Here is a 21,263-nt window from a genome sequence, read left to right as displayed (position 1 = left end):
TTACTATGGGCACATCAAGTAATGCCCCTGAGGGTCTTCGAGGCGGGAGACGAGCATGATCGCAAGCGGGCGCGCAGACGAACAACTCCCGGTGATCGCGCGTTTCGAGGTGCGGTACCGCAACTATCTCGCGCCGGATGGTGCGATCAACCGGAAACTCCCTGCCTTCGCCTCCGATACCCGCCTGCTTGTCACGCTTTATCGGGCAATGGTGCTGGTCCGTGCTTTCGACCTCAAGGCCGTGGCGTTGCAACGTACCGGCCGGCTCGGGACCTATGCCGCATCGCTTGGCCAGGAGGCTGTGTCGGTTGGCGTCGCCAGTGCCATGCGTGAGGAGGACGTGCTGCTCCCCTCCTATCGCGACAATGCTGCGTTGATCTGGCGCGGCGTCAAGCTGGAAGATATCCTGCTGTTTTGGGGGGGCGACGAGCGGGGCAACCGCTTCTCCGGGCCGGTCCAGGATTTCCCGTTCTGCATTCCCGTCGGATCGCAGGCACCGCAAGCCGCCGGTGTCGCCTATGCCTTCAAGCTGCGCAAGGAGCCGCGAGTCGCCGTATGTCTGTTCGGTGATGGTGCAACCTCGAAGGGCGACGTTTGGGAGGCGATGAACTTCGCGGGCGTGCACAGGCTGCCGGTCGTGTTCGTTGTCACCAACAATCAGTGGGCTATTTCCGTGCCGCTGCGGCTGCAGACCGCATCCGAAACGCTGGCGCAAAAGGCGATCGCCGCGGGTTTCATCGGCGAGCAGGTGGATGGCAATGACGTCGTGGCCATGCACGCAGCCGCCGAAGCCGCGATCGACGCAGCCCGAAATGGACAAGGCCCCCACTTTATCGAGGCGGTTACCTACCGGCTCGGCGATCATACGACCGCAGATGACGCGGCGCGTTACCGTCCGACCGAAGAGGTCCAGGCGCGCTGGAAGGAGGAGCCGATCGCGCGGCTGAGATCATTTCTCGCCGGCCAGAATGTGTGGAGCAAGACGGAAGAAGAGCGGCTTGCCGCCGAATGCCAGCAGCGCATTGACGCCGCGGTCGAGCGCTATCTGGCTGTGGAGCCACGGGCACCCGAGACCATGTTCGATCACCTCTATGCCAAGCTGCCGAAGGCCTATGCCGCACAGCGCCGCGAACTCGAAGGGGGCAGCTGATGGCTGAAGTAACCCTGGTCGAAGCAGTCAACCTAGCGCTCGCCCGCGCGATGGAGGATGATCCCGCCGTCGTCGTGTTCGGCGAAGATGTCGGCATCAACGGCGGCGTCTTCCGCGCGACCGTCGGACTGCAGCAGCGTTTCGGATCGGAGCGCGTGTTCGATACGCCGCTTGCCGAGCTCCTCATCAGTGGGCTCTGTGTCGGCATGGCGGCACAAGGCTTGAAGCCGGTCGGCGAGATCCAGTTCATGGGATTCATCTATCCCTGCATCGATCAGCTAGTGAACCACGCCTCACGGCTGCGCAACCGCACACAAGGGCGGCTCAGCTGTCCGATGGTCCTGCGCACCCCGCATGGCGGCGGGATTCGCGCTCCCGAGCATCACTCAGAGAGCACCGAGGCCATGCTCACGCATATTCCGGGCCTGCGCGTGGTCATACCATCCTCGCCGGAGCGCGCTTACGGCCTGCTGCTCGCCGCCATTCGCGATCCCGATCCGGTTGTGTTCCTGGAACCGACACGCATCTATCGCGCAGCGAAAGGCGAGGTGGAAGACAACGGCGAGGCCCTGCCGCTCGATGTCGCCTTTGTTCTCAGGGAAGGCCGGGACGTGACCCTGATCAGTTGGGGCGCGATGGTGAAGGAGACGTTGGCGGCTGCCGAGACGCTCGACGCCGAAGGCATCAGTGCAGAGGTTATCGACCTTGCGACTCTCAAGCCCTATGACGAAGACACCCTGCTAGGCTCGGTGGCAAAAACCGGACGCTGCGTGATCGTGCACGAGGCTGCACGTACCGGCGGCTTCGGCGCCGAAATCGCCGCGCTCATTGCCGAGCGCGGGCTGACGTCCCTTCTCGCCCCCGTCACCCGCGTCACGGGTTACGATACGGTCATGCCGCTGCCGCGGCTTGAGCAGCATTATATGCCGTCGGTCGGCCGTATTGTAGCCGCAGCGCGCAAGGCTAACGAGTTCAGTTAAGACATGCGGGACGCGTCCCATGCGACAGTTCTTGTTGCCGGATCTTGGCGAGGGTCTCGAAGAGGCTGAAATCGTGACATGGCATGTGAACGAAGGGGATCACGTGGTTACGGATCAGCCGCTCGTTTCCGTCGAGACCGACAAGGCCGTGGTCGAGGTGCCATCGCCACAGAGCGGTCGCATCGCGCACCTGTTTGGCGCCACCGGTGACCTAGTGAAAGTTGGCGCCCCCTTGGTCGAGTTTGCCGAGGGCGCGGAGCAGGATACCGGCACTGTGGTCGGTCAACTCGACACCAGCGAGAAGCGAGATATATCAACCAAAATCCCGGCCGCGCCCGCGACAGGCCGAATGGTTCAGGTGCTTCCGGCAGTGCGCGCCCTCGCACGAAAGCTCGACGTCGATCTCAACGCTGTACAGGCCACAGGATCCGGCGGCACCATCACGCGGGCTGACGTCGAGCGGGCCTCGAAAAGTCTCGCAGAGGCAGGACCGGCCGAGACCTTGCGCGGGATGCGGCGCGCGATGGCCCAGCGTATGGCTGCGGCACATGCCGAAGTCGTTCCCGCCACGGTCACCGACGACGCCGATATCCACGAATGGCGAAAGGATGAAGATGCGAGTGTCCGGCTGATGCGCGCGATTGCGGCAGCCTGCAAGGCGGAGCCCGCGCTCAATGCCTGGTACAATTCCGGCGCGGGCGCGCGGCGTCTGGTCAAGCGCATCGATATTGGCATCGCGATCGATACCGAGGGCGGCCTCATCGTGCCGGTCATGCGCAATGTCGCCGAGCGCGACGCAAGGGACCTGCGAGCCGGCCTCGACAGGCTGCGCACCGACGCGGTCGCGCGCTCAATTCCGCCGGAAGAGCTCCGGGGCGCAACCATCACGTTGTCGAACTTCGGCATGATCGGCGGCCGCTTCGCCAATCTCGTGGTCGTGCCACCACAGGTGGCGATCGTCGGTGCTGGGCGAATTACCCAGCTGGTGGTGGCGCATCACGGCCAACCGGCGGTCCGGCGCATGCTGCCATTGTCACTCACGTTCGATCATCGCGTTGTGACAGGCGGCGAGGCCGCTCGCTTTCTGGTGGCGCTAAGGTCGGATCTTGAGCTGGCTTCCTAGAGCTGCGACGCGGATGTGAAACCTTAGGAAGACACGACGCGTCCGTCGGCCGAGCTAATTATAGCCAAACGCGAAACTGCCTTTGACGTTAGATAACCGCGCTTACGAAGACGTTCAGTTGCGGTGTATTAGAGCGATTTCAGTTCCACGCAGACAACCTAATGTGGCTGCGGCCATGGATGCCGGTCAAAGACGTCCGTCGTCAGACCATCTTGCCGACGATCGCCGTCATGTCCGCAGCCGAGAAGGCTCGCAACGATTCGGTGCGGACGTTGCCAAGTGCGCCAAGACTCAAGCTAAGCGACATGGCGGAAGCCTCATCTGGCGCTTCGACGATTGTCACGACGTCATACCGCCCCTGCGTCCAGAAGATGTCCTTCACGGTCACTCCAAACGTCTTCGCTAATTGCTTGAAGGCATCTGCCCGCTTTGGAGACTCCTTTGCGGTGCGGATTCCTTGATCGGTGAACTTGGCAAGCACGACATACGTTACCATGGTCATCCTCCCTGGTTAGGACCCTGTGCAACCCGGCATGAGCAGTTCTCATAAATCTCAGCATAGCACAGTTAGGCAGGCTCAGACGCATGGAAGACCTGTATGCGCCCGGGTCATCAGCACCATCAATTTCGGCCACGACCTTCCGCTCGCCAAGGAGCGTCAGATTCGACGTCGACTGACGTCGGGTGATCGTATCATTGCCTGAGAAGAGTATCCGTTTTGGCGACGTCCTCCAGAACTTCGGTGAGCCGATCCACCGCCCAGTCAACTTGCGCTTGATCGATGATCAAGGGCGGAGCAAAGCGTATCGTGTTGCGGTGAGTATCCTTGGTCAGCACGCCCGCGCGTAACAGGCGCGCGGCCACTGCACCCGCACTCGCAAAGTCACGATCCAGTTCAACCCCCGCGAACAGACCGCGGCCTCGCACATCGCGGATGATCGGGTTCTTAATCGAAGCGAGCCGATTCAGAAGATGGGCGCCGACAGTCGCAGCCCGCTCGATCAATCCCTCGTCAATCAGCGTTTCAAGAGCGGCCAATCCGACCGCAGCAGCGATCGGATTTCCACCGAACGTGCTGCCGTGATCTCCCGGCGTGAAAACCGCCATCACCTCGCGACGCGCGAGAAACAGCGACACTGGCAAGAGTCCGCCGCCGAGCGCTTTGCCAAGCATCAAACCGTCAGGCTTTACTCCATCATGCTGACAGGCAAGGAGCCGGCCGGTGCGTCCCAAGCCAGACTGGATCTCGTCGCAAAGCAGCAGCACGTTGTTTGCACGGCAGATGCGCCCGGCTTCCGCGAGGTAACCCGGCGGCGGCACGTTGATGCCGCCTTCCCCCTGTATCGGCTCAACCAGAAAGGCCGCAGTGTTCGGTGTGATCGCGGCTTTTAGCGCGGCTGCGTCACCGAACGGAACGAGTCTGAAGCCGGGCGGGAATGGCCCATAACCATCGCGATACTGGGCAACGGATGAAAAGCCGACGATGGAAATCGTCCGGCCGTGAAAATTGCCCTCTGCTGCAATGATCTCGGCCCGATCGCCCGGCACGCCCTTGACCTTGTAGGCCCATTTGCGCGCAGCCTTGAGCGCAGTCTCCACCGCTTCCGCGCCGCTGTTCATCGGCAGCGCCAGATCCATGCCGGTCAGGGTGCAGGCCCGCGCTAGGAAGGGCCCTAATCGATCGCTGAAATAGGCGCGGGATACCGTGTCGAGCTGCCGGGCCTGTTCGGTGAGTGCTTGAACGAGACGCGGATGGCAATGGCCGAAGCTGGCCGCTGAGTACGCCCCCATCATATCGATGTAACGTCGCCCGCTCTCATCCCATACATAAACTCCGTTGCTGCGGACGATCGTGACCGGCAACGGCGCATAGTTGGATGCTCCGAAACGGGCTTCGAGGTTGGCGAGATCACTCATGACACACCTCTTTCAAACCCTGGCTGAGATCACGTCGCACATCAGCCGGTCGCGCCCCATAGCCGAGCAGGCACGCAACAGGCCTTCCATTGATGGCGCCGCTATGTGTCGTTCGCGGCACGTGTGCGTATCATGTGTGCATCAATCCACACCAAACCAAGCAATCCGTCTTTTCGCAGTGCGTCAGACATCCCGCTCCACGTGATTGCGCAAGAATGATCGCCACCGATCACGACGAACTGATCGTCGTCGGCGGCCAACCGACGAGTCATGCCGGCCGTCCAGCGAGCCGTCCGGGCAACGGCCACAATCGGCGAGATATCAATCGTACATAGGTCGTTCAGCATTTGCTGCCAGTTAAGTACGATACCTCCTTGAAGCTAACGCGAGTTCGCTGTTTTATCGAAATTCGGCAGGCCCAGCTTTGCAGCCGTCATCACGCGCGCTGGCGCCACATGCCACTCCGACCGCCGTGATCTCATGGAGGCGAGACACCGTCGTGAGATCGCTGTTGATGCACGCTCTTCTAGTTGGGCGCATCAGTTCCGAAGCAGACCAGAAGTCAGCATTGGGTCCGAATGCGAAGAACAATCAGCCTGCACGAAACGTCCGTTTGCACTCGGTACCGGAAGCTCGCCAATATTGGTCGCATCTCTGTAGCCGCGGGGTTCGCTGTTTTATTTTGAATGGTGGCATTTTAGCGCGCCATTCAGAATATAATCACGAACTCTTATATCATTGAAATTGCTTTATAATTTTCAGCCAGATTACTCGAAGCCATTTGATAAGCCATCAATCTCGATCGTCCGCTTCGCGGACATTCCGGTCGAGTTGGTAGTCACCGCGAAGGCCTTCTTATCTTGGGGATTTCTCGCCAGCGTAACGAACCACCGAGGCCATCGACCTGCAACATGGAGGTCTCACGCCTCGCGTTCTGGTCGACGTGCGACAGGCTCCACCAGTTCAATTCACAGCCGCCACCGGGTGCGCTTTCTCAAGGCCCGCCTCTTTAATCAATCCGTAGATCGCCGGAATCACGATCAGTGTCAGCAGCGTCGATGAGATCATGCCGCCGATCATCGGCACGGCGATGCGCTGCATGATCTCGGAGCCGGCGCCGGTACTCCACATGATCGGCAGCAGCCCCGCCATTATGGCGACCACCGTCATCATCTTGGGTCGCACCCGTTCGACAGCGCCTTCCATGACAGCATCATAAAGGTCGTGGCGAGTCAGCTCTCGTCCTTCGGCATCGCGTCGCGCCTTGATTTCCGCCAGCGCCTGATTGAGGTAGATCAGCATCACGACGCCGGTTTCGGCGGCCACGCCCGCCAGCGCGATGAAGCCGACCACGACGGCCACCGACAGGTTGAAACCCAGCCACCACATCAGCCAGATGCCGCCGACCAGCGCGAACGGCAGCGACAGCATCACAATCATCGTATCCGTGACCGAGCGGAAGTTGAGATACAGCAGCAGGAAGATGATCAGCAGCGTGACCGGCACCACAATCTTCAGGCGCGCAGTTGCGCGCTCGAGATATTCGTACTGCCCGCTCCAGACCACGTAAGAGCCCGGCGGGAACTGGATGCTCGCCTTCACTGCCTGCTGCGCGTCAGTCACATAACCACCGAGATCGCGATCACGAATATCGACGTAGATGTAAACGGCCAACTGGCCGTTCTCGGTGCGGATCGAGGTCGGGCCGCGTGACGGCGCAACCTTGGCGACCTCGCCGAGAGGTACCGCGCCGCCGGCCGGCATCGGCACCAGAACATCGTTGGCGATGGCCTGCGGACTGTCACGCAAGTCGCGAGGATAACGCATGTTGACGCTGAACCGCTGACGGCCCTCCACTGTCGTCGTCACGGTCTGGCCGCCAAGCGCGGTCCCGATGACGTCCTGGACGTCCTGAATCATGATGCCGTAGCGCGCCAAAGCCGCCCGATCCGGAGTTACATCGAGATAGTATCCGCCGATGCCCCGCTCGGCATACGCCGACGATGTTCCGGGTACAGCTTTCAGGACTTGCTCGACCTGCTTCGCCAGCTTGTCGATCTCGATCAGATCGGTGCCAATCACCTTGACCCCGACCGGCGTCCGGATGCCGGTCGACAGCATGTCGATGCGCGCCTTGATCGGCATGGTCCAGGCGTTTGAGACGCCGGGGAATTGCAACGCGCGGTCCATCTCGGTGGTCAGGCTGTCGATGGTGACGCCGGGCCGCCATTCCTCCTTCGGCTTCAGATTGATCACAGTTTCGAACATCTCGGACGGCGCAGGATCGGTGGCGGTCAATGCGCGTCCGGCCTTTCCATAAACCGACGTCACTTCCGGAAATGACCTGATAATCCTGTCCTGCGTCTGCAGGAGTTCGCCCGCCTTGGTAACCGAAATGCCGGGCAGCGTCGTCGGCATGTAGAGCAGCGTGCCTTCGTTCAGGTTCGGCATGAACTCGGTGCCAAGTTGCCGCGCGGGCCACACGGTCACGGCAAGCACGCCAAGCGACATAAGGATCACCAATGTTTTGGCGCGCATCACGGTCTTGATCACCGGCCGATAAATCCAGATCAGGAATCGGTTGATCGGATTCTTGTGCTCCGGGATGATCCGGCCACGAACGCAAATCACCATCATAGCGGGCACCAGCGTGATCGACAGCAAAGCTGCCGCCGCCATCGCAAACGTCTTGGTGAATGCCAAGGGGCTGAACAGCCGGCCTTCCTGCGATTCCAGCGTGAAAATCGGCATGAACGAGACGGTGATGATCAGCAGACTGAAGAACAGCGCCGGACCGACCTCGGAGGCGGCCTCGATCAGGATATCGATCCGCGAGCGTCCGGGCTCGGCCCGTTCAAGGTGTTTGTGGGCGTTTTCGATCATAACGATAGCCGCGTCGACCATGGCGCCGATGGCGATGGCAATGCCGCCGAGACTCATGATGTTGGAGCCGATACCGAGCAGCTTCATCGCGCCGAACGCCATCAGCACGCCGACCGGCAGCATGATGATAGCCACCAAGGCGCTGCGGACATGCAGCAGGAAGACGATGCAGACCAGTGCTACGACCACGCTCTCCTCAAGCAACGTATGCTTGAGTGTGGCGATGGCCGCATTAATCAACTCGGAGCGGTCATAGACCGGGACGATCTCGACCGATTTGGGCAAGCTGCTGGCAATCTCCCTGAAGCGTTTCTTGACGTTGTCGATGACATCGAGGGCGTTGACCCCGAACCGTTGCAGCACGATGCCGCTGGCGACCTCGCCCTCTCCGTTGAGTTCGGTAATTCCACGCCGCTCGTCCGGACCGAGTTCGACCCGGGCGACATCGCGCAGCAGGACCGGTGTGCCGCCACTGGTCTTGAGGACGATGTTGCCAAGGTCATTGATACCTTTCAGATAACCTTTACCGCGGATGACATATTCGAACTCCGAGAGTTCGACGGTGCGGCCGCCGACATCAGCGTTGCTGGCGCGGATCGCATCGCGCATCTTCTGCATGGTGATGCCGAGATCACGCATGCGCTGCGGATCGAGAATGACGTTGTATTGCTTGACGAATCCGCCGACGCTCGCCACCTCAGCTACGCCTTCGGCTTTGGCGAGCGCAAATTTCAGGTTCCAGTCCTGAATCGCGCGTGTGTCGGAGAGGTTCAATTCCTTCGACATCACCGCATATTGGTAAACCCAACCCACACCGGTAGCGTCCGGCCCCATCGTCGGCGTTACGCCAGACGGCAACCGCGATGCCGCGCCGTTGAGAAATTCAAGAACACGCGAACGCGCCCAGTAGATATCGGTACCGTCCTCGAAGATGACGTAGACGAACGACACCCCGAAGAAGGAAAAACCGCGCACGACCTTTGACCTTGGCACGGTCAGCATCGCTGTGGTCAGCGGATAGGTGACCTGATCCTCGATCACCTGCGGGGCCTGTCCGGGATACTCGGTGTAGACGATCACCTGCGTGTCGGAGAGATCCGGAATCGCATCGAGCGGCAAGTGTGCGAGGGCGTAGACTCCCGCAGCCGCCGCAAATCCGGCGCCAAAGAACACCAGCAACAGGTTACGCGCCGACCAGGCAATCAGGCGGGCGATCATGGTTGAGTTCCCGCTTCCGAGAAGCCCTTGAGGGCGGCCTTCAAGTTGCTTTCCGCGTCGATCAGAAAATTGGCCGAGACGACGACTGGCTCACCTTCGGTGATACCCTTCCGCACTTCGACATAACCGTCGCCACGATGACCAAGCATGACGTCGCGCGGCTCAAAACGTCCCTGCCCCTTGTCGATGAAGACCGCCTGCTTCGCCCCGGTATCCAGAACGGCGCTTTCCAGGATGGTCAGGACCGGCTCGGAGCTGCCAGTGTTGATGCCCGCATCCACATACATATCGGGAAGCAACGCGCCATCCGAATTGGACAGTTCAATCCGCACCCGGGCGGTTCGTGTTTCGCGATTCACTTGCGGATAGATGACGCTAATCTTCCCGGCGAACTCCCGGTTTGGAAAACTGCGCGCCTTCACGATTACCGCCTGTCCGACCGCAAGCATTCCCAGATCACGTTCCGCGACATCGATCATCGCCCACACCACCGACGTGTCCGCAACCCGGAACAGAACGTCGCCCGGCTGCGCGCGCATGCCTTCGATAGCGTTTCGTTCAAGCACTATCCCGTCGCGGGGTGCCGACCACTCGATTGCAATTGGAACGGTTCGACTCTTTTCCATCGCGACAATCGCCGCATCCGGAACGTCGAGATTCATCAGCCGCTGCCGCGAGCCGCGTCCGTAAAATCCATCCCCACCCGTTGTCTTGGAGTTGATCGTCGCAATGTATTCAGCCGATGCTGTTGCAACCGCAGGACTGTAAATTTCCATCAGCGGCTGGCCTTTGTTGACCTTTGCGCCGGTGGTGACGTTCGCAACCTTTTGCACCCAGCTTTCCGCGCGCATCGAAATAACCGAGATGCGGCGCTCATCGAGCTGGATCGTTCCCGGCGCCTTGATCAATGTGCGGATGACACGCAATGCTGCCGGCTCGGATTTGACGCCGGTGCGCTGGATTTTTCCTGGCGACAGTTTGACCGATCTGTCGTCACTGTCTTCACCTTCATAGACGGGGATGTAATTCATCCCCATCGAATCTTTCTTCGGCGTTAGCGACGTGTCGGGCAGCCCCATCGGATTGCGGTAGTATTTGATTTTTCGGTCCATCGGCGCCGTCGGCATGGTCTCGGGGGCGGATGCCTCCTCGAAGCTGATGTCCGCGCCGGCAGGCACGCCCCGGTAGTCGCGTCCGTCCGGAGTCTTCTTGGGGGTTAGAGAATAAAACGGTTTGCCGTCCGGATCCTGGTAGTAGATCGGCTCGCTGCTCGTCTGCGCAATCGCTTGTGAGACCACAGCGATCCTTGGGGCATCAGCGGTCCGAAGAACCCCGCGACCACTCATGAATCCGCCACCTGCCGCCGCTATCACAGCGGCGACGGTCGCGATGACCAGGCTCGCGGTTCTCATTTCTGCGCCGTGATGACGAGTTTGCCTTCGACGGTACCGTTCTCGCCCTGCACTTTCGCGCCGAGCGAAAGCAGCCATCGGCCGGCCATGCCGAACGTGGCCTTGAATTTATAGCTGCCCGGCTCCGCGCCGGGGACGGGCACAACCTTGGTTGCCATCTCCTGCATGGCATCCGGAGCCATGTCGAGACGGGTTGCGAAGACCACCGCATCCGGCACCGGCTTGCCGGTGGCTTTGTTGAAGAGCCGAACCGTAACGGTTCTGTCCGGGCCGGCCTTGACGGTTTGATCAACGAGCTGGAATTCGTAATCCTTGATGTCGGAACGAGCGACAGTGACCGATCCGGTCATGGCAATACCGATGAGCGCAGCACCAATGGCGCGTATGTACTTGAACGTCTTCATTTTGAGATCCTCAATATCCTGATGCCGCGAGGCGGCATGCGTTTATCCGCGCAGCCCGAAGGCCACGCGGCAGCGAGCCGGCGCGATAGCGCCGATCAGATCAGGAATCGAGGAGGGTGGTCGGGGGGTGGATGGGCCAGGCTCTGGAGCCAGGAATCATCTTTCGGCCGCGAACTTCGGCTGGACAAAACAGGAAACCGGAGCAAGGTGAATGCTGGCACGGCCGCGAAGCTCGCGGTCATGCAGACCGCCATGAGCAGGCACTTCTCACAGTCGATTGGCGCCGGAGCTTTCGACGGACAGCACGGCATGTCGTTTGCCATTTCGTCTGTCCGCGCCGACGCCGCCATATCGTGTGGCATGGCGGCTATCGCACCAGCCGATGGCGATTCCGCCATGACAGGCCGGGACAACGGAGCCAGTACCAGACCTGCGATCATGGAGATCGCAACTAGCTGGCGGATGGCAATTTGGCGGGTCACACCCGAAAATCCCACAGATACATCGAAATTGGAAGCCTTTCAGGCTAACGACCCCGTGATGATCGAGATCGACCTTCATTCTTACCATAAAGAAACGTCAGAACTTCGTTCCAGGCGAATTGGTGAAACTGGTTCAGCGCTGGTGAGCATGAGCAACCGTCGGTATGCCGTGACGCTCGGTCCGTTCGCTATACTCGAACCCTTCGGTCCTTATGCCCGTCGCGCTTATTCGGCGCTGAGCACGGAATAATCAGGGTTCGCTGTTTTGTTCTGAATGGTGGCAATTTGGCGCGCCCGAAGAGATTCGAACTCCTGACCCCCAGATTCGTAGTCTGGTGCTCTATCCAGCTGAGCTACGGGCGCGCATTTCGCGGGCCAAGGAGCCCAAAGGGCCCGCCGCGAAAGAGCGCCATAGCTACCGGCTCCGGGATCGCTTTGCAAGATCGATACGGCATCGATTTCTGGCCAAATTGGCAGTTTTTCAGCCCCGGGCCCGTGCATCCCGCAGCCGGTGAAGCTCCACGGCGCGATCCGGAATCATGATTCGGAACGTCGCCCCGAGGGTGCCTTCCACCAGGCTCAATTCGCCGCCGTGAGCGCGGACCAGTTCCGCCGCAATCGCAAGCCCGAGCCCGGTGCCGCCGTCCCGCGACGAGCCCTGAAACGCCTCGAACAGATGCTCGCGGGCCTTTTCCGGAATACCGGGGCCCGTATCCGAGATCTCAAGGATGGTCACCGCGCCCTCGCGGCGGCCGGTGACGCGAATCTGCCGCGCAACCCCGGCTCCGGATTTATCGCTCTCGAGCGCCTGCGCGGCATTACGGACCAGATTGAGCAGCACCCGGAACAACTGATCCGGGTCGGCATCCACGGTGAGCCCGCGCTCGATGGCGTTGATCCATTCGATCGACGTATCGGATGCAAGCCCGGCCGATTCGCGCACCTCGTTGATAACCGGCTCGATCAGGACCATGCGCCGGTCGGGCGCGGCTTCCTGTGCCTTGCCATAGGAAAGAGTGGACTGGCAGAACGCGATGGCGCGCTCCAGCGAGCGCATCAACTTCGGCGCGAACCGCTGCACGCGCGGATCGGGCACACTGGCGAGTTGGTCGGACAAAAGTTGCGACGACGCCAGCAGGTTGCGCAGATCGTGGTTGATCTTTGAGACCGCGAGGCCGAGTGCTGCAAGATGGCTCTTCTGATGCAGCATCGACACCAGATCGCGCTGCATGTCCGAGAGTTCGCGCTCCGCGACGCCGATTTCATCGGTGCGCTTCGACGGCTCAATAATGCGCGCGGTGCTTTCCGGATTCTCGTGGAAGGCGACGAGATTGGCGGTGACCCGCCGCATCGGCCGCACGAACAGGTGATGCAGGGCGTAGTAGATCAGGCCCGCGGTGATGCTGGTCATGACCAGCGACAACAACAACACGTTGCGCGAGAAGCGGAACATCGCATCGCGCAGCGGCTTCTCGTCGACCACCACTTCGATGAACTGTCCGCTGCCGGGTGCCGGACCCAGAATGCGCATGACCTCGTCGCCGCTGTCGAGCATCACCCGGAATGCATCGATGATGGCCGATCCGACACCGATCTCGCGCATGTCGACGTCATGGTCGATTTTTTTCGGCATGTCCGCCGCCGCCAAAAGCCGACGCTGCTGGCCGCTCTTGATGGCCACGGCCCGCGCCCCGATGCTGGCGAGAATCTGCCGCGCCAGCGCGTCCGGAACCATGCCGCTCGGCGCGGCGTCCAGCACCAGCGCGGCGGTATTCGCGGCCGCCAGCCGGTCGTTGAGCCGGTTCACCCGGAAGTTGGCGATGGAGGGAACGTAGATCAGAACTTCGACGATCAGGATCAACGGAATCGTCAGCAACAGCAGCTTTCCGGACAGCCCGAAACGCAGCCCCGGCGGGGGCTTTGCCATTGTCCGATCAGGTTCCTGGCCGGATACCGCCATTGATCGATCGCCCACCCTCTATATAGATTTGCCGCCGCAGGATGCGCCCGCTGGCGACCGGGGTCAAACCCCCGGAACTGTTATGGTTTAAGCACCCGGCGGCGCCATGCGACTTAAGCGCCAGACCAAACCCCAAGATTGACGAAAACAGACCGCTCCCGTATAAGCCGCGCCAACTGTCCTCGATGGCCCGGCTTGACCGGGCCGGTTCATTTTGGACCGAAATTGGTCCACTTCAGGGCCGACATCGCAGGATTTCATCTCATTTATCGGCGAATTGCCTTCGACGACACCGTCGAACGAGCCATTCGGCAGCGGAGAACGACCGTGAAGCGGACCTATCAACCCAGCAAACTGGTGCGCAAGCGCCGTCACGGCTTCCGTGCCCGTCTCGCGACCGCCGGCGGCCGCAAGGTTCTCGCCGCCCGCCGCGCGCGTGGCCGCAAGCGTCTGAGCGCCTGAGCGGACCTCACCCGAGACCCTTTCCCATGCGCCGGTTGAGATCATGGACCGGTTAAGGCAGCGCGCGGATTTCGTCGCCGCGGCCAGTGGACCGCGCATGGCCAGCCCTGCCTTTGTGGTGCAAAGCCGCCCGCGCGACGACGCCGGCCCGGTCCGCGTCGGTTTTACCGTTACTAAAAAAGTCGGCACTGCGACGGAACGCAACCGCGTCCGCCGCAGGCTTCGCGAATTGGTGAAGCGGCTGGACGTCATATCCATGCGACCGCACCATGATTATGTGATAGTGGGCCGTCGGGCCGCGCTGGACCGCGGCTTTGAAACCATGTTCAACGATCTGCGCTCGGCGCTCAGCCGCCTCGAGCGACAGACGCCAAGACAGCCCAGCGACCCAAAGCCACACGCCAATTCCCGAACCCGCTCGAGCGAATGACGAGACCTGAACGATGATCGAAAATCGCAACACCATCCTCGCCGTCATCCTGTCGGGCCTTGTGCTGATCGCGTGGCAGTACCTCTACAATATCCCGCAGATGGAAAAGCAGCGCGCCGCGCAGCAGGCCGAACTGGCGCAGAAGCAGGCCGCCAATCCCGCGACGACTGCGCCGGGCGCGACCCCAACTCCCGGAACCACGCCCACGGCTCCCGCGCAGCAGGCCGGCGCACCGACAACACCTGCGACACCGGCAGCGGCCGCGCCTGTGCAGCCCCGGCCCACCGTGATCGCGGCCTCGCCGCGCGTGAAGATCGAAACGCCCAGCATCAGCGGCAGCATCGCGCTGACCGGTGCGCGCATCGACGACGTCGCGCTGGTGAAATTCCGCGAGACCGTCGATCCGAAATCGCCGGCCATCGAACTGTTCTCGCCGTCGGGCACCAAGGAGCCGTTCTACGCCGAGTTCGGGTTCGTGCCGTCGGCAGGCTCCACGGTCAAAATGCCGACCAAGGACACCGTCTGGACCCAGGAAGGCACGGGCGCGCTGACGCCGGCGAAGCCGGTCACACTGACCTGGAACAACGGCCAAGGCCTCACCTTCAAGCGCACCATTTCGATCGACGACAAGTACCTGTTCACGATCAAGGACGACGTGTCCAATGTCGGCGACGCTCCGGTTACGCTGTATCCATTCGGTCTGATTTCGCGTCACGGCGTACCGCCGGTGTCGGGCTATTACATCCTGCATGAAGGCCTGATCGGCGTTCTCGGCGAAAAGGGCCTGCAGGAATACGGTTACAAGGCCATCGACGAGGCCAAGGCGGTCGAGTTCAAGGTCACCAATGCGTGGCTCGGCATCACCGACAAGTACTGGGCCGGCACGCTGCTGCCGAGCCCGAAGGCCAACGTTCAGGCGCGCTTCTCGTCGAACCTCGTCGGCACGCTGCGCACCTATCAGACCGATTACCTGCTCGACCCATTGACGGTTGCGATTGGCGGCACGGCCACGACCACGACCAACCTGTTCGCCGGCGCCAAGGAAAACGCCGTGGTCGACACCTACGACAGGCAGCTCAGCCTCAACAAGTTCGATCGCCTGATCGACTGGGGCTGGTTCTACTTCATCACCAAGCCGATGTTCTTCCTGATCGACTGGTTCTTCCACATCGTCGGCAACTTCGGCGTCGCGATCCTGGCGGTGACGGTGCTGGTCAAGCTTGTGTTCTTCCCGCTCGCCAGCAAGTCCTATGCGTCGATGGCGAAGATGAAGGCCGTGCAGCCGCAGCTCGCCGCGCTGAAGGACAAGTATCCAGACGACAAGGTGAAGCAGCAGCAGGAAATGATGGAGATCTACAAGAAGGAGAAGATCAACCCGATCGCGGGCTGTCTTCCGATTCTGATCCAGATCCCGGTGTTCTTCTCGCTCTACAAGGTTCTGTTCGTCACCATCGAAATGCGGCATGCGCCGTTCTTCGGCTGGATCAGGGATCTGTCGGCGCCAGACCCGACCAACCTGTTCAACCTGTTCGGCCTGCTGGCGTTCGATCCGACGCAGCTTCCGGTTCTCGGCTACTACCTGCATCTCGGCATCTGGCCGATCATCATGGGCATCACGATGTGGGTCCAGATGAAGCTGAACCCGACGCCGCCGGATCCGACGCAGAAGATGATCTTCGACTGGATGCCGCTGATCTTCACCTTCATGCTTGCGGGCTTCCCCGCCGGTCTCGTGATCTACTGGGCCTGGAACAACCTGCTCTCGGTGCTCCAGCAAGGCTACATCATGAACAAGAACGGCGCGAAGATCGAACTGTTCGACAACATCAGGTCGACCTTCGCCGGTTCGAAGAAAACCACCTGACGTCTTTGCAATTCCAGCCCGGCGAACCGCCGGGCGTCTCATATCCGAGAACCTTCGCATGACCGATAAAGCCGATGCGGAGCTGATCGAAGCCGGGCGAAAGATCTTCGCCGGCGACTGGCAATTTTTCTGGGCCTCGCCATCGATCGAAGCACTGCCGCCGATGAAGGGCGTCGAGGTCGCTTTCGCGGGCCGCTCCAACGTCGGCAAGTCCAGCCTCATCAACGCGCTGACGGGCCGCAACGGGTTGGCGCGCACCTCGCACACGCCGGGGCGCACGCAAGAGCTGATCTTCTTCGAAGGCCCGACGCCTGCGGACGGCAAGGACGCAGGGCTTCGGCTGGTGGACATGCCGGGCTACGGCTACGCCTCCGCCCCGAAAACCAAGGTCGCCTCGTGGACCATGCTGATCCACAAATTCCTGCAGGGCCGCGCCAATCTCGCCCGCGTCTACGTGCTGATCGACTCGCGTCACGGCTTCAAGGACGTCGACCACGACGTGCTGAAGACGCTCGACAAATCTGCGGTGAGCTATCAGGTGGTGCTGACCAAATCCGATCAGGTCAAGAAAGCCGAGCTTGAAGAAACACTCGCAGCGACCATCGCCGCGCTCTCCAAGCATCCGGCGGCGTTTCCGGAGGTGCTGGTGACATCGTCGCGCACCGGCAACGGCATGCCCGAACTGCGCGCCGCCATGATCCGCCTGCTCAGGGAGCGAGTTTAGGGCATGATCCCGACCCGAAGAGCCGCGTTAGCGCAAAGTGGGCACCGGTTTTCGGATAAGAACATGCCCGACCGGAAGGAAAAATAATGACCCAGAATGGCGTCTTGCGGCTTGCCGTTGTTCTTGCCGGGCTGATGGGCGCTGCCGGTGTGGTGCTGGCGGCGGCGTCCGCCCATCAACCCGACGCAGGGCGGCTTGCCTCGGCGTCGTCGATGCTGCTGTTCCACGCCAGCGCCGTGATCGGCGCGGCGCTGCTGACCGGGCACGGCATCGCCCAGCGTCACCTCGGACTGACCGCGACCTGTGGCTTCATCGTGGGTGCGGCGCTGTTCGCCGGCGATCTGGCGATGCGCCAGTATGCCGGTCACGGATTGTTCACAATGGCAGCACCGACCGGCGGCACGCTGCTGATCCTGAGCTGGCTGGTGCTGGCCATCGCCGCGGCCTGGCCGCGCCGCGCAGGCTGACTTGCACCGAGGGTGCTTTGCGCCGCTGCCGCAATCGGCTAAACCCTCGGCAAACCTTGCCAGCCCGCCGCGTGAACGAGAATTCCCCATGATGGATCTGCCGCCGAATATCAGCCCGCAGGATCAGGCCCGCATCCTGTCGGAAGCACTGCCGCACATGCAGCAGTACGACGAAGAAACCATCGTCATCAAATACGGCGGCCACGCCATGGGCGAGGAAAACCTTGCCCGGCAGTTTGCCCGCGATATCGTTTTGCTGGAGCAGACCGCGATCAACCCCGTGGTGGTTCATGGCGGCGGCCCGCAGATCGCGGCGATGCTGACCCGGCTCGGCATCAAGTCGGAATTCGCATCCGGGCTGCGCATTACTGACGCGGCGACCATCGAGATCGTCGAGATGGTGCTGGCGGGATCGATCAACAAGCAGATCGTCAGCCACATCAACGAAGCCGGCGGCAAGGCCGTGGGCCTCTGCGGCAAGGACGGCAACATGGTGACCGCCACCAAGGCGACCCGCACCATGGTCGATCCCGGCTCGAACATCGAGAAGGTAGTCGACCTCGGTTTCGTCGGCGAACCCGACAAGGTCGATCTCACGCTGCTCAACCAGCTGATCGGCTACGAACTGATCCCGGTGCTGGCGCCGCTGGCATCGTCTGCGAACGGCCAGACTTTCAACGTCAACGCCGATACGTTCGCAGGCGCTGTCGCAGGTGCGCTGAAGGCCAAGCGCCTCTTGCTGCTGACCGACGTGCCGGGCGTGCTCGACAAATCGAAGAAGCTCATTCCCGAACTGTCGATCAAGGACGCACGCAAGCTGATCGCCGACGGCACGATCTCGGGCGGCATGATCCCGAAGGTCGAGACCTGCATCTATTCGCTGGAAGCCGGCGTCGAGGGCGTGGTGATCATCGACGGCAAGACGCCGCACGCAGTGCTGCTCGAGCTGTTCACCAATCAGGGCACGGGAACGCTGATCCACAAGTGAGACGGCCAAAAGAGTTCACTCACGATGTCGTCCCCGCGAAAGCGGGGACCCATCTTTCTTCCAGCGGGCAGCCAGGGAACCAGCAGCATCGATGGGCATGATGCGAAGTCTATGGTGCACAATGGGTCCCCGCTTTCGCGGGGACGACAGCAAAACCACTGTGGTCGCCGCGCTTTTTCTCCTCGCGACACCGACGCTGCTTTTCAGCACCCCCGCCCGCGCCGACCTGAAGCTCTGCAACCGCATGAGCTACGTGGTCGAAGCCGCCATCGGCATCGACGACAAGTCCGCCACCGCAACGCGCGGCTGGTTCCGGATCGATCCGGCGGCCTGTCGCGTGGTGGCGCAGGGCAACATCACGGCGGAGCGCATCCTCCTCCACGCGCGATCCTTGCCGGTCTACGGCGCATCGCCCGCACCGCAGAACGGCACCGACAATCTCTGCATCGCGCCGAAGGATTTTGTCATCGCCGGGCGGCAGTGCCGCGGCAGCCAGACCGCCGTGCCTTTCACCGAGATCAAGCCAAGCATTGGCGAGGACGGCCATCAGGTCGCGTATCTGGCGGAAGGCGCGGAGTATGACGATGAGCAGGCGCGGCTGGCCGCCATCCAGCGGTTGCTGGTGATCGCTGGCTATGACGCGGCCCCTATCGACGGCGTCGACGGCCGGAAGACGCAAAACGCGCTGGCCGCATTCCTGAAGGCGCGCGGCCTCGGCGCGGACGCTGCGCAGGCTCCGAATTTCTTCGAGACCATGATCGCAGCGGTGGAGACACCGTCCGCGACCGGCCTCACCTGGTGCAACGACACGCAGTACCGCGTGATGGCTTCCATCGCCACCGACGACGGCAAGGCCGTCACCAGCCGCGGCTGGTATCGTATCGAGCCCGGCAAATGCCTACATCCCGATGTGACGGGACAGCCGCGCCGAATTTTCAGTTTCGCGGAAGCGGTCGACAGCAACGGCCGCACCATCAAGATCAACAGCCGGCCGCTGAACTGGGGCGGTTCGACCATGCTCTGCACGCGTGAAGCGCAGTTCGAATTCACCGAACAGGGCGATTGCGGCCCGCGCGGACTGAATGCGAGCGGCTACGAGCGCGTCGACATGACCGCAGGCGCCGGCAAAACAATCCGGTTCGGAATGCCATGACAGACAAAGACAAACGCAACTTCTCCCATGTCGAGACGTGGGTGTTCGATCTCGACAACACGCTCTACCCGCATCACGTCAATCTCTGGCAGCAAGTCGACGTGCGGATTCGTGATTTCGTCGCGCAGTATCTGAATGTGCCGAAGGACGAAGCCTTCAGGATCCAGAAGGACTACTATCGCCGCTACGGCACCACCATGCGCGGCATGATGACCGAGCACGGCCTGCGCGCCGACGACTTCCTTGCCTATGTCCACGAAATCGATCACTCGCCGCTCGAACCCAACCCCGCGATGGGCGCTGCGATCGAAAAGCTCCCCGGCCGCAAACTGATCCTCACCAACGGCTCGCGTGCCCACGCCGGCAAAGTGCTGGAACGCCTCGGCATCGCGAAGAATTTCGAGGACGTGTTCGACATTGTCGCCGCAGAACTCGAGCCGAAGCCCGCGCGGCAAACCTACATGAAGTTCCTCAAGCTGCACGGCGTCGATCCCGCCAAGGCGGCGATGTTCGAGGACCTGGCGCGCAATCTGGTGACGCCGCACGATCTGGGCATGACCACCGTTCTGGTGGTGCCCGACGGCACCAAAAGCGTGGTCCGCGAGGACTGGGAGCTGGAAGGCCGCGACGCCGCCTATGTCGATCATATCACCGACGATCTGACGGGGTTTTTGGCAGCCATAAAGGCCTCAAACTGACCCCGTCAGCTTGACTCAACGCCGCCAAATCCCGACAAAAGCGCATCCAACGACCGCTCTCGTCCCGAGAAATACCCAAGGAATCCCGATGTCTCTGTCCGCGCTTGAAACCACGCTGAATGCCGCTTTTGAGGCCCGCGATACCGTCAACGCCAACACCAAAGGCGAGGTGCGCGACGCCGTGGAGCTGGCACTCGATCTGCTCGACAAGGGCGAGGCCCGCGTCGCAGAGCGGCAGGCGGACGGAGCGTGGAAAGTGAATCAGTGGCTGAAGAAGGCGGTGCTGCTCTCGTTCCGCCTCAACGACATGTCCCCGATCACCGGCGGCCCCGGCGGCGCGCAGTGGTGGGACAAGGTGCCGTCGAAGTTCGCCGACTGGGGCGAGAACCGTTTCCGCGAAGCCGGCTTCCGCGCCGTGCCCGGCGCTATCGTGCGCCGCTCTGCTCACATTGCGAAGAACGTCGTGCTGATGCCGTCGTTCGTCAATCTCGGCGCCTACGTCGATGAAGCAACCATGATCGATACCTGGTCCACCGTCGGCTCATGCGCCCAGATCGGCAAGCGCGTCCACATCTCGGGCGGCGTCGGCATCGGCGGCGTGCTTGAGCCGTTGCAGGCAGGCCCCGTCATCATCGAGGACGACTGCTTCATCGGCGCTCGCTCGGAAGTCGCCGAAGGCGTCATCGTGCGCAAGGGCGCGGTTCTGGCCATGGGCGTGTTCCTCGGCGCATCGACCAAGATCGTCGACCGCGAAACCGGCGAAACCTTCATCGGCGAAGTGCCGGAATATTCGGTGCTGGTGCCGGGCTCATTGCCGGGCAAGCCGCTGAAGAATGGCCAACCCGGTCCGAACACGGCCTGCGCGGTCATCGTCAAGCGCGTCGACGAGCGCACCCGCTCCAAGACCAGCATCAACGAATTGCTGCGGGACTGACGCTCCGGTCTCGC

Annotated in this window: 20 protein-coding genes and 1 tRNA gene; 13 read left to right on the top strand and 8 right to left on the bottom strand. The window is 61.8% G+C overall.

From position 1 onward, the window contains the following. The first annotated feature begins 55 nt into the window (after nt 1-55). The 3 genes from pdhA to YH63_RS09565 are packed head-to-tail and all read left to right on the top strand — an operon-like array spanning nt 56 to nt 3,253. The gene (gene pdhA, locus YH63_RS09575) at nt 56-1,150 is read left to right on the top strand and encodes a pyruvate dehydrogenase (acetyl-transferring) E1 component subunit alpha (RefSeq protein ID WP_046827802.1); all 1,095 of its coding nucleotides are present in this window, start codon (nt 56-58) and stop codon (nt 1,148-1,150) included. Further along, nucleotides 1,150-2,130 (top strand): alpha-ketoacid dehydrogenase subunit beta, encoded by a 981-nt coding sequence (locus tag YH63_RS09570; RefSeq protein WP_046827803.1) that lies wholly within the window; start codon nt 1,150-1,152, stop codon nt 2,128-2,130. Before pdhA ends, YH63_RS09570 begins: the two co-directional genes overlap by 1 nt. A 19-nt stretch (nt 2,131-2,149) precedes the next feature. Then, entirely contained in the window at nt 2,150-3,253 is a 1,104-nt protein-coding gene (locus YH63_RS09565) for a dihydrolipoamide acetyltransferase family protein (protein ID WP_046827804.1), read from the top strand. 202 nt (nt 3,254-3,455) lie between these two features. On the opposite strand, the gene YH63_RS09560 is transcribed toward YH63_RS09565, so the two are convergent. From YH63_RS09560 to YH63_RS09535, 6 genes are all read right to left on the bottom strand, one after another. Then, a complete protein-coding gene (locus YH63_RS09560) occupies nt 3,456-3,749 on the bottom strand; it encodes a GYD domain-containing protein (RefSeq protein ID WP_046829629.1) in 294 nt (97 codons plus the stop codon). 197 nt (nt 3,750-3,946) lie between these two features. Beyond that, on the bottom strand, nt 3,947-5,170 hold the full coding sequence (gene rocD, locus YH63_RS09555) for an ornithine--oxo-acid transaminase (RefSeq protein ID WP_046827805.1): 1,224 nt from the start codon (nt 5,168-5,170) through the stop codon (nt 3,947-3,949). Nucleotides 5,171-5,271: 101 nt separating this feature from the next. Continuing rightward, nucleotides 5,272-5,517, bottom strand: coding sequence for an arginase family protein (locus tag YH63_RS22020; protein WP_052753832.1), 246 nt, complete (start codon nt 5,515-5,517; stop codon nt 5,272-5,274). A 616-nt stretch (nt 5,518-6,133) separates the two neighbouring features. Then, nucleotides 6,134-9,271, bottom strand: a complete 3,138-nt coding sequence (locus tag YH63_RS09545) for an efflux RND transporter permease subunit (RefSeq protein ID WP_046827806.1) — start codon at nt 9,269-9,271, stop codon at nt 6,134-6,136. Further along, nucleotides 9,268-10,683, bottom strand: coding sequence for an efflux RND transporter periplasmic adaptor subunit (locus YH63_RS09540; protein WP_046827807.1), 1,416 nt, complete (start codon nt 10,681-10,683; stop codon nt 9,268-9,270). The genes YH63_RS09545 and YH63_RS09540 overlap by 4 nt, the downstream gene beginning before the upstream one ends. Then, nucleotides 10,680-11,087 carry a FixH family protein gene (locus YH63_RS09535; RefSeq protein ID WP_046827808.1) on the bottom strand — a complete coding sequence of 136 codons (408 nt, stop codon included), beginning with the start codon at nt 11,085-11,087 and terminating at the stop codon, nt 10,680-10,682. The genes YH63_RS09540 and YH63_RS09535 overlap by 4 nt, the downstream gene beginning before the upstream one ends. Nucleotides 11,088-11,123: 36 nt before the next feature. On the opposite strand from YH63_RS09535, the gene YH63_RS09530 reads away from it, so the two are divergent. After that, nucleotides 11,124-11,819, top strand: a complete 696-nt coding sequence (locus YH63_RS09530; protein WP_046827809.1) for a hypothetical protein — start codon at nt 11,124-11,126, stop codon at nt 11,817-11,819. A 36-nt stretch (nt 11,820-11,855) separates the two neighbouring features. Here YH63_RS09530 and YH63_RS09525 read toward each other — a convergent pair. Further along, nucleotides 11,856-11,932, bottom strand: a tRNA-Arg gene (locus YH63_RS09525). Nucleotides 11,933-12,050: 118 nt separating this feature from the next. Further along, nucleotides 12,051-13,529, bottom strand: coding sequence for a sensor histidine kinase (locus tag YH63_RS09520; protein WP_046827810.1), 1,479 nt, complete (start codon nt 13,527-13,529; stop codon nt 12,051-12,053). A gap of 327 nt (nt 13,530-13,856) precedes the next feature. Between YH63_RS09520 and rpmH the strand changes: the two genes are divergently transcribed. From rpmH to dapD, 9 genes are all read left to right on the top strand, one after another. Then, a complete protein-coding gene (gene rpmH / locus YH63_RS09515; protein WP_008542748.1) occupies nt 13,857-13,991 on the top strand; it encodes a 50S ribosomal protein L34 in 135 nt (44 codons plus the stop codon). 43 nt (nt 13,992-14,034) lie between these two features. Then, on the top strand, nt 14,035-14,421 hold the full coding sequence (gene rnpA, locus YH63_RS09510; RefSeq protein WP_083992593.1) for a ribonuclease P protein component: 387 nt from the start codon (nt 14,035-14,037) through the stop codon (nt 14,419-14,421). Between the two features lie 13 nt (nt 14,422-14,434). Continuing rightward, the gene (gene yidC, locus YH63_RS09505; RefSeq protein WP_046827812.1) at nt 14,435-16,285 is read left to right on the top strand and encodes a membrane protein insertase YidC; all 1,851 of its coding nucleotides are present in this window, start codon (nt 14,435-14,437) and stop codon (nt 16,283-16,285) included. A 58-nt stretch (nt 16,286-16,343) separates the two neighbouring features. Beyond that, a complete protein-coding gene (yihA, locus tag YH63_RS09500) occupies nt 16,344-17,009 on the top strand; it encodes a ribosome biogenesis GTP-binding protein YihA/YsxC (RefSeq protein ID WP_046827813.1) in 666 nt (221 codons plus the stop codon). Between the two features lie 86 nt (nt 17,010-17,095). Further along, nucleotides 17,096-17,476, top strand: coding sequence for a DUF423 domain-containing protein (locus YH63_RS09495; RefSeq protein WP_046827814.1), 381 nt, complete (start codon nt 17,096-17,098; stop codon nt 17,474-17,476). Between the two features lie 91 nt (nt 17,477-17,567). Then, complete coding sequence (gene argB, locus YH63_RS09490; protein WP_046829630.1) at nt 17,568-18,464, top strand: acetylglutamate kinase; 897 nt, start codon at nt 17,568-17,570, stop codon at nt 18,462-18,464. A gap of 121 nt (nt 18,465-18,585) precedes the next feature. Next, a complete protein-coding gene (locus tag YH63_RS09485; RefSeq protein WP_246658034.1) occupies nt 18,586-19,617 on the top strand; it encodes a DUF1036 domain-containing protein in 1,032 nt (343 codons plus the stop codon). Next, on the top strand, nt 19,614-20,315 hold the full coding sequence (locus tag YH63_RS09480; protein ID WP_046827815.1) for a pyrimidine 5'-nucleotidase: 702 nt from the start codon (nt 19,614-19,616) through the stop codon (nt 20,313-20,315). The genes YH63_RS09485 and YH63_RS09480 overlap by 4 nt, the downstream gene beginning before the upstream one ends. An 88-nt stretch (nt 20,316-20,403) precedes the next feature. Then, nucleotides 20,404-21,249 (top strand): 2,3,4,5-tetrahydropyridine-2,6-dicarboxylate N-succinyltransferase, encoded by an 846-nt coding sequence (gene dapD, locus YH63_RS09475; RefSeq protein ID WP_046827816.1) that lies wholly within the window; start codon nt 20,404-20,406, stop codon nt 21,247-21,249. Nucleotides 21,250-21,263: the final 14 nt, after the last annotated feature.

The sequence above is a fragment of the Afipia massiliensis genome, assembly GCF_001006325.2.
In the GTDB taxonomy this organism is placed as follows: domain Bacteria; phylum Pseudomonadota; class Alphaproteobacteria; order Rhizobiales; family Xanthobacteraceae; genus Afipia; species Afipia massiliensis_A.
Note: the sequence above shows the minus strand (reverse complement) of the source record. Positions and strands in the feature narration are given on the sequence as shown.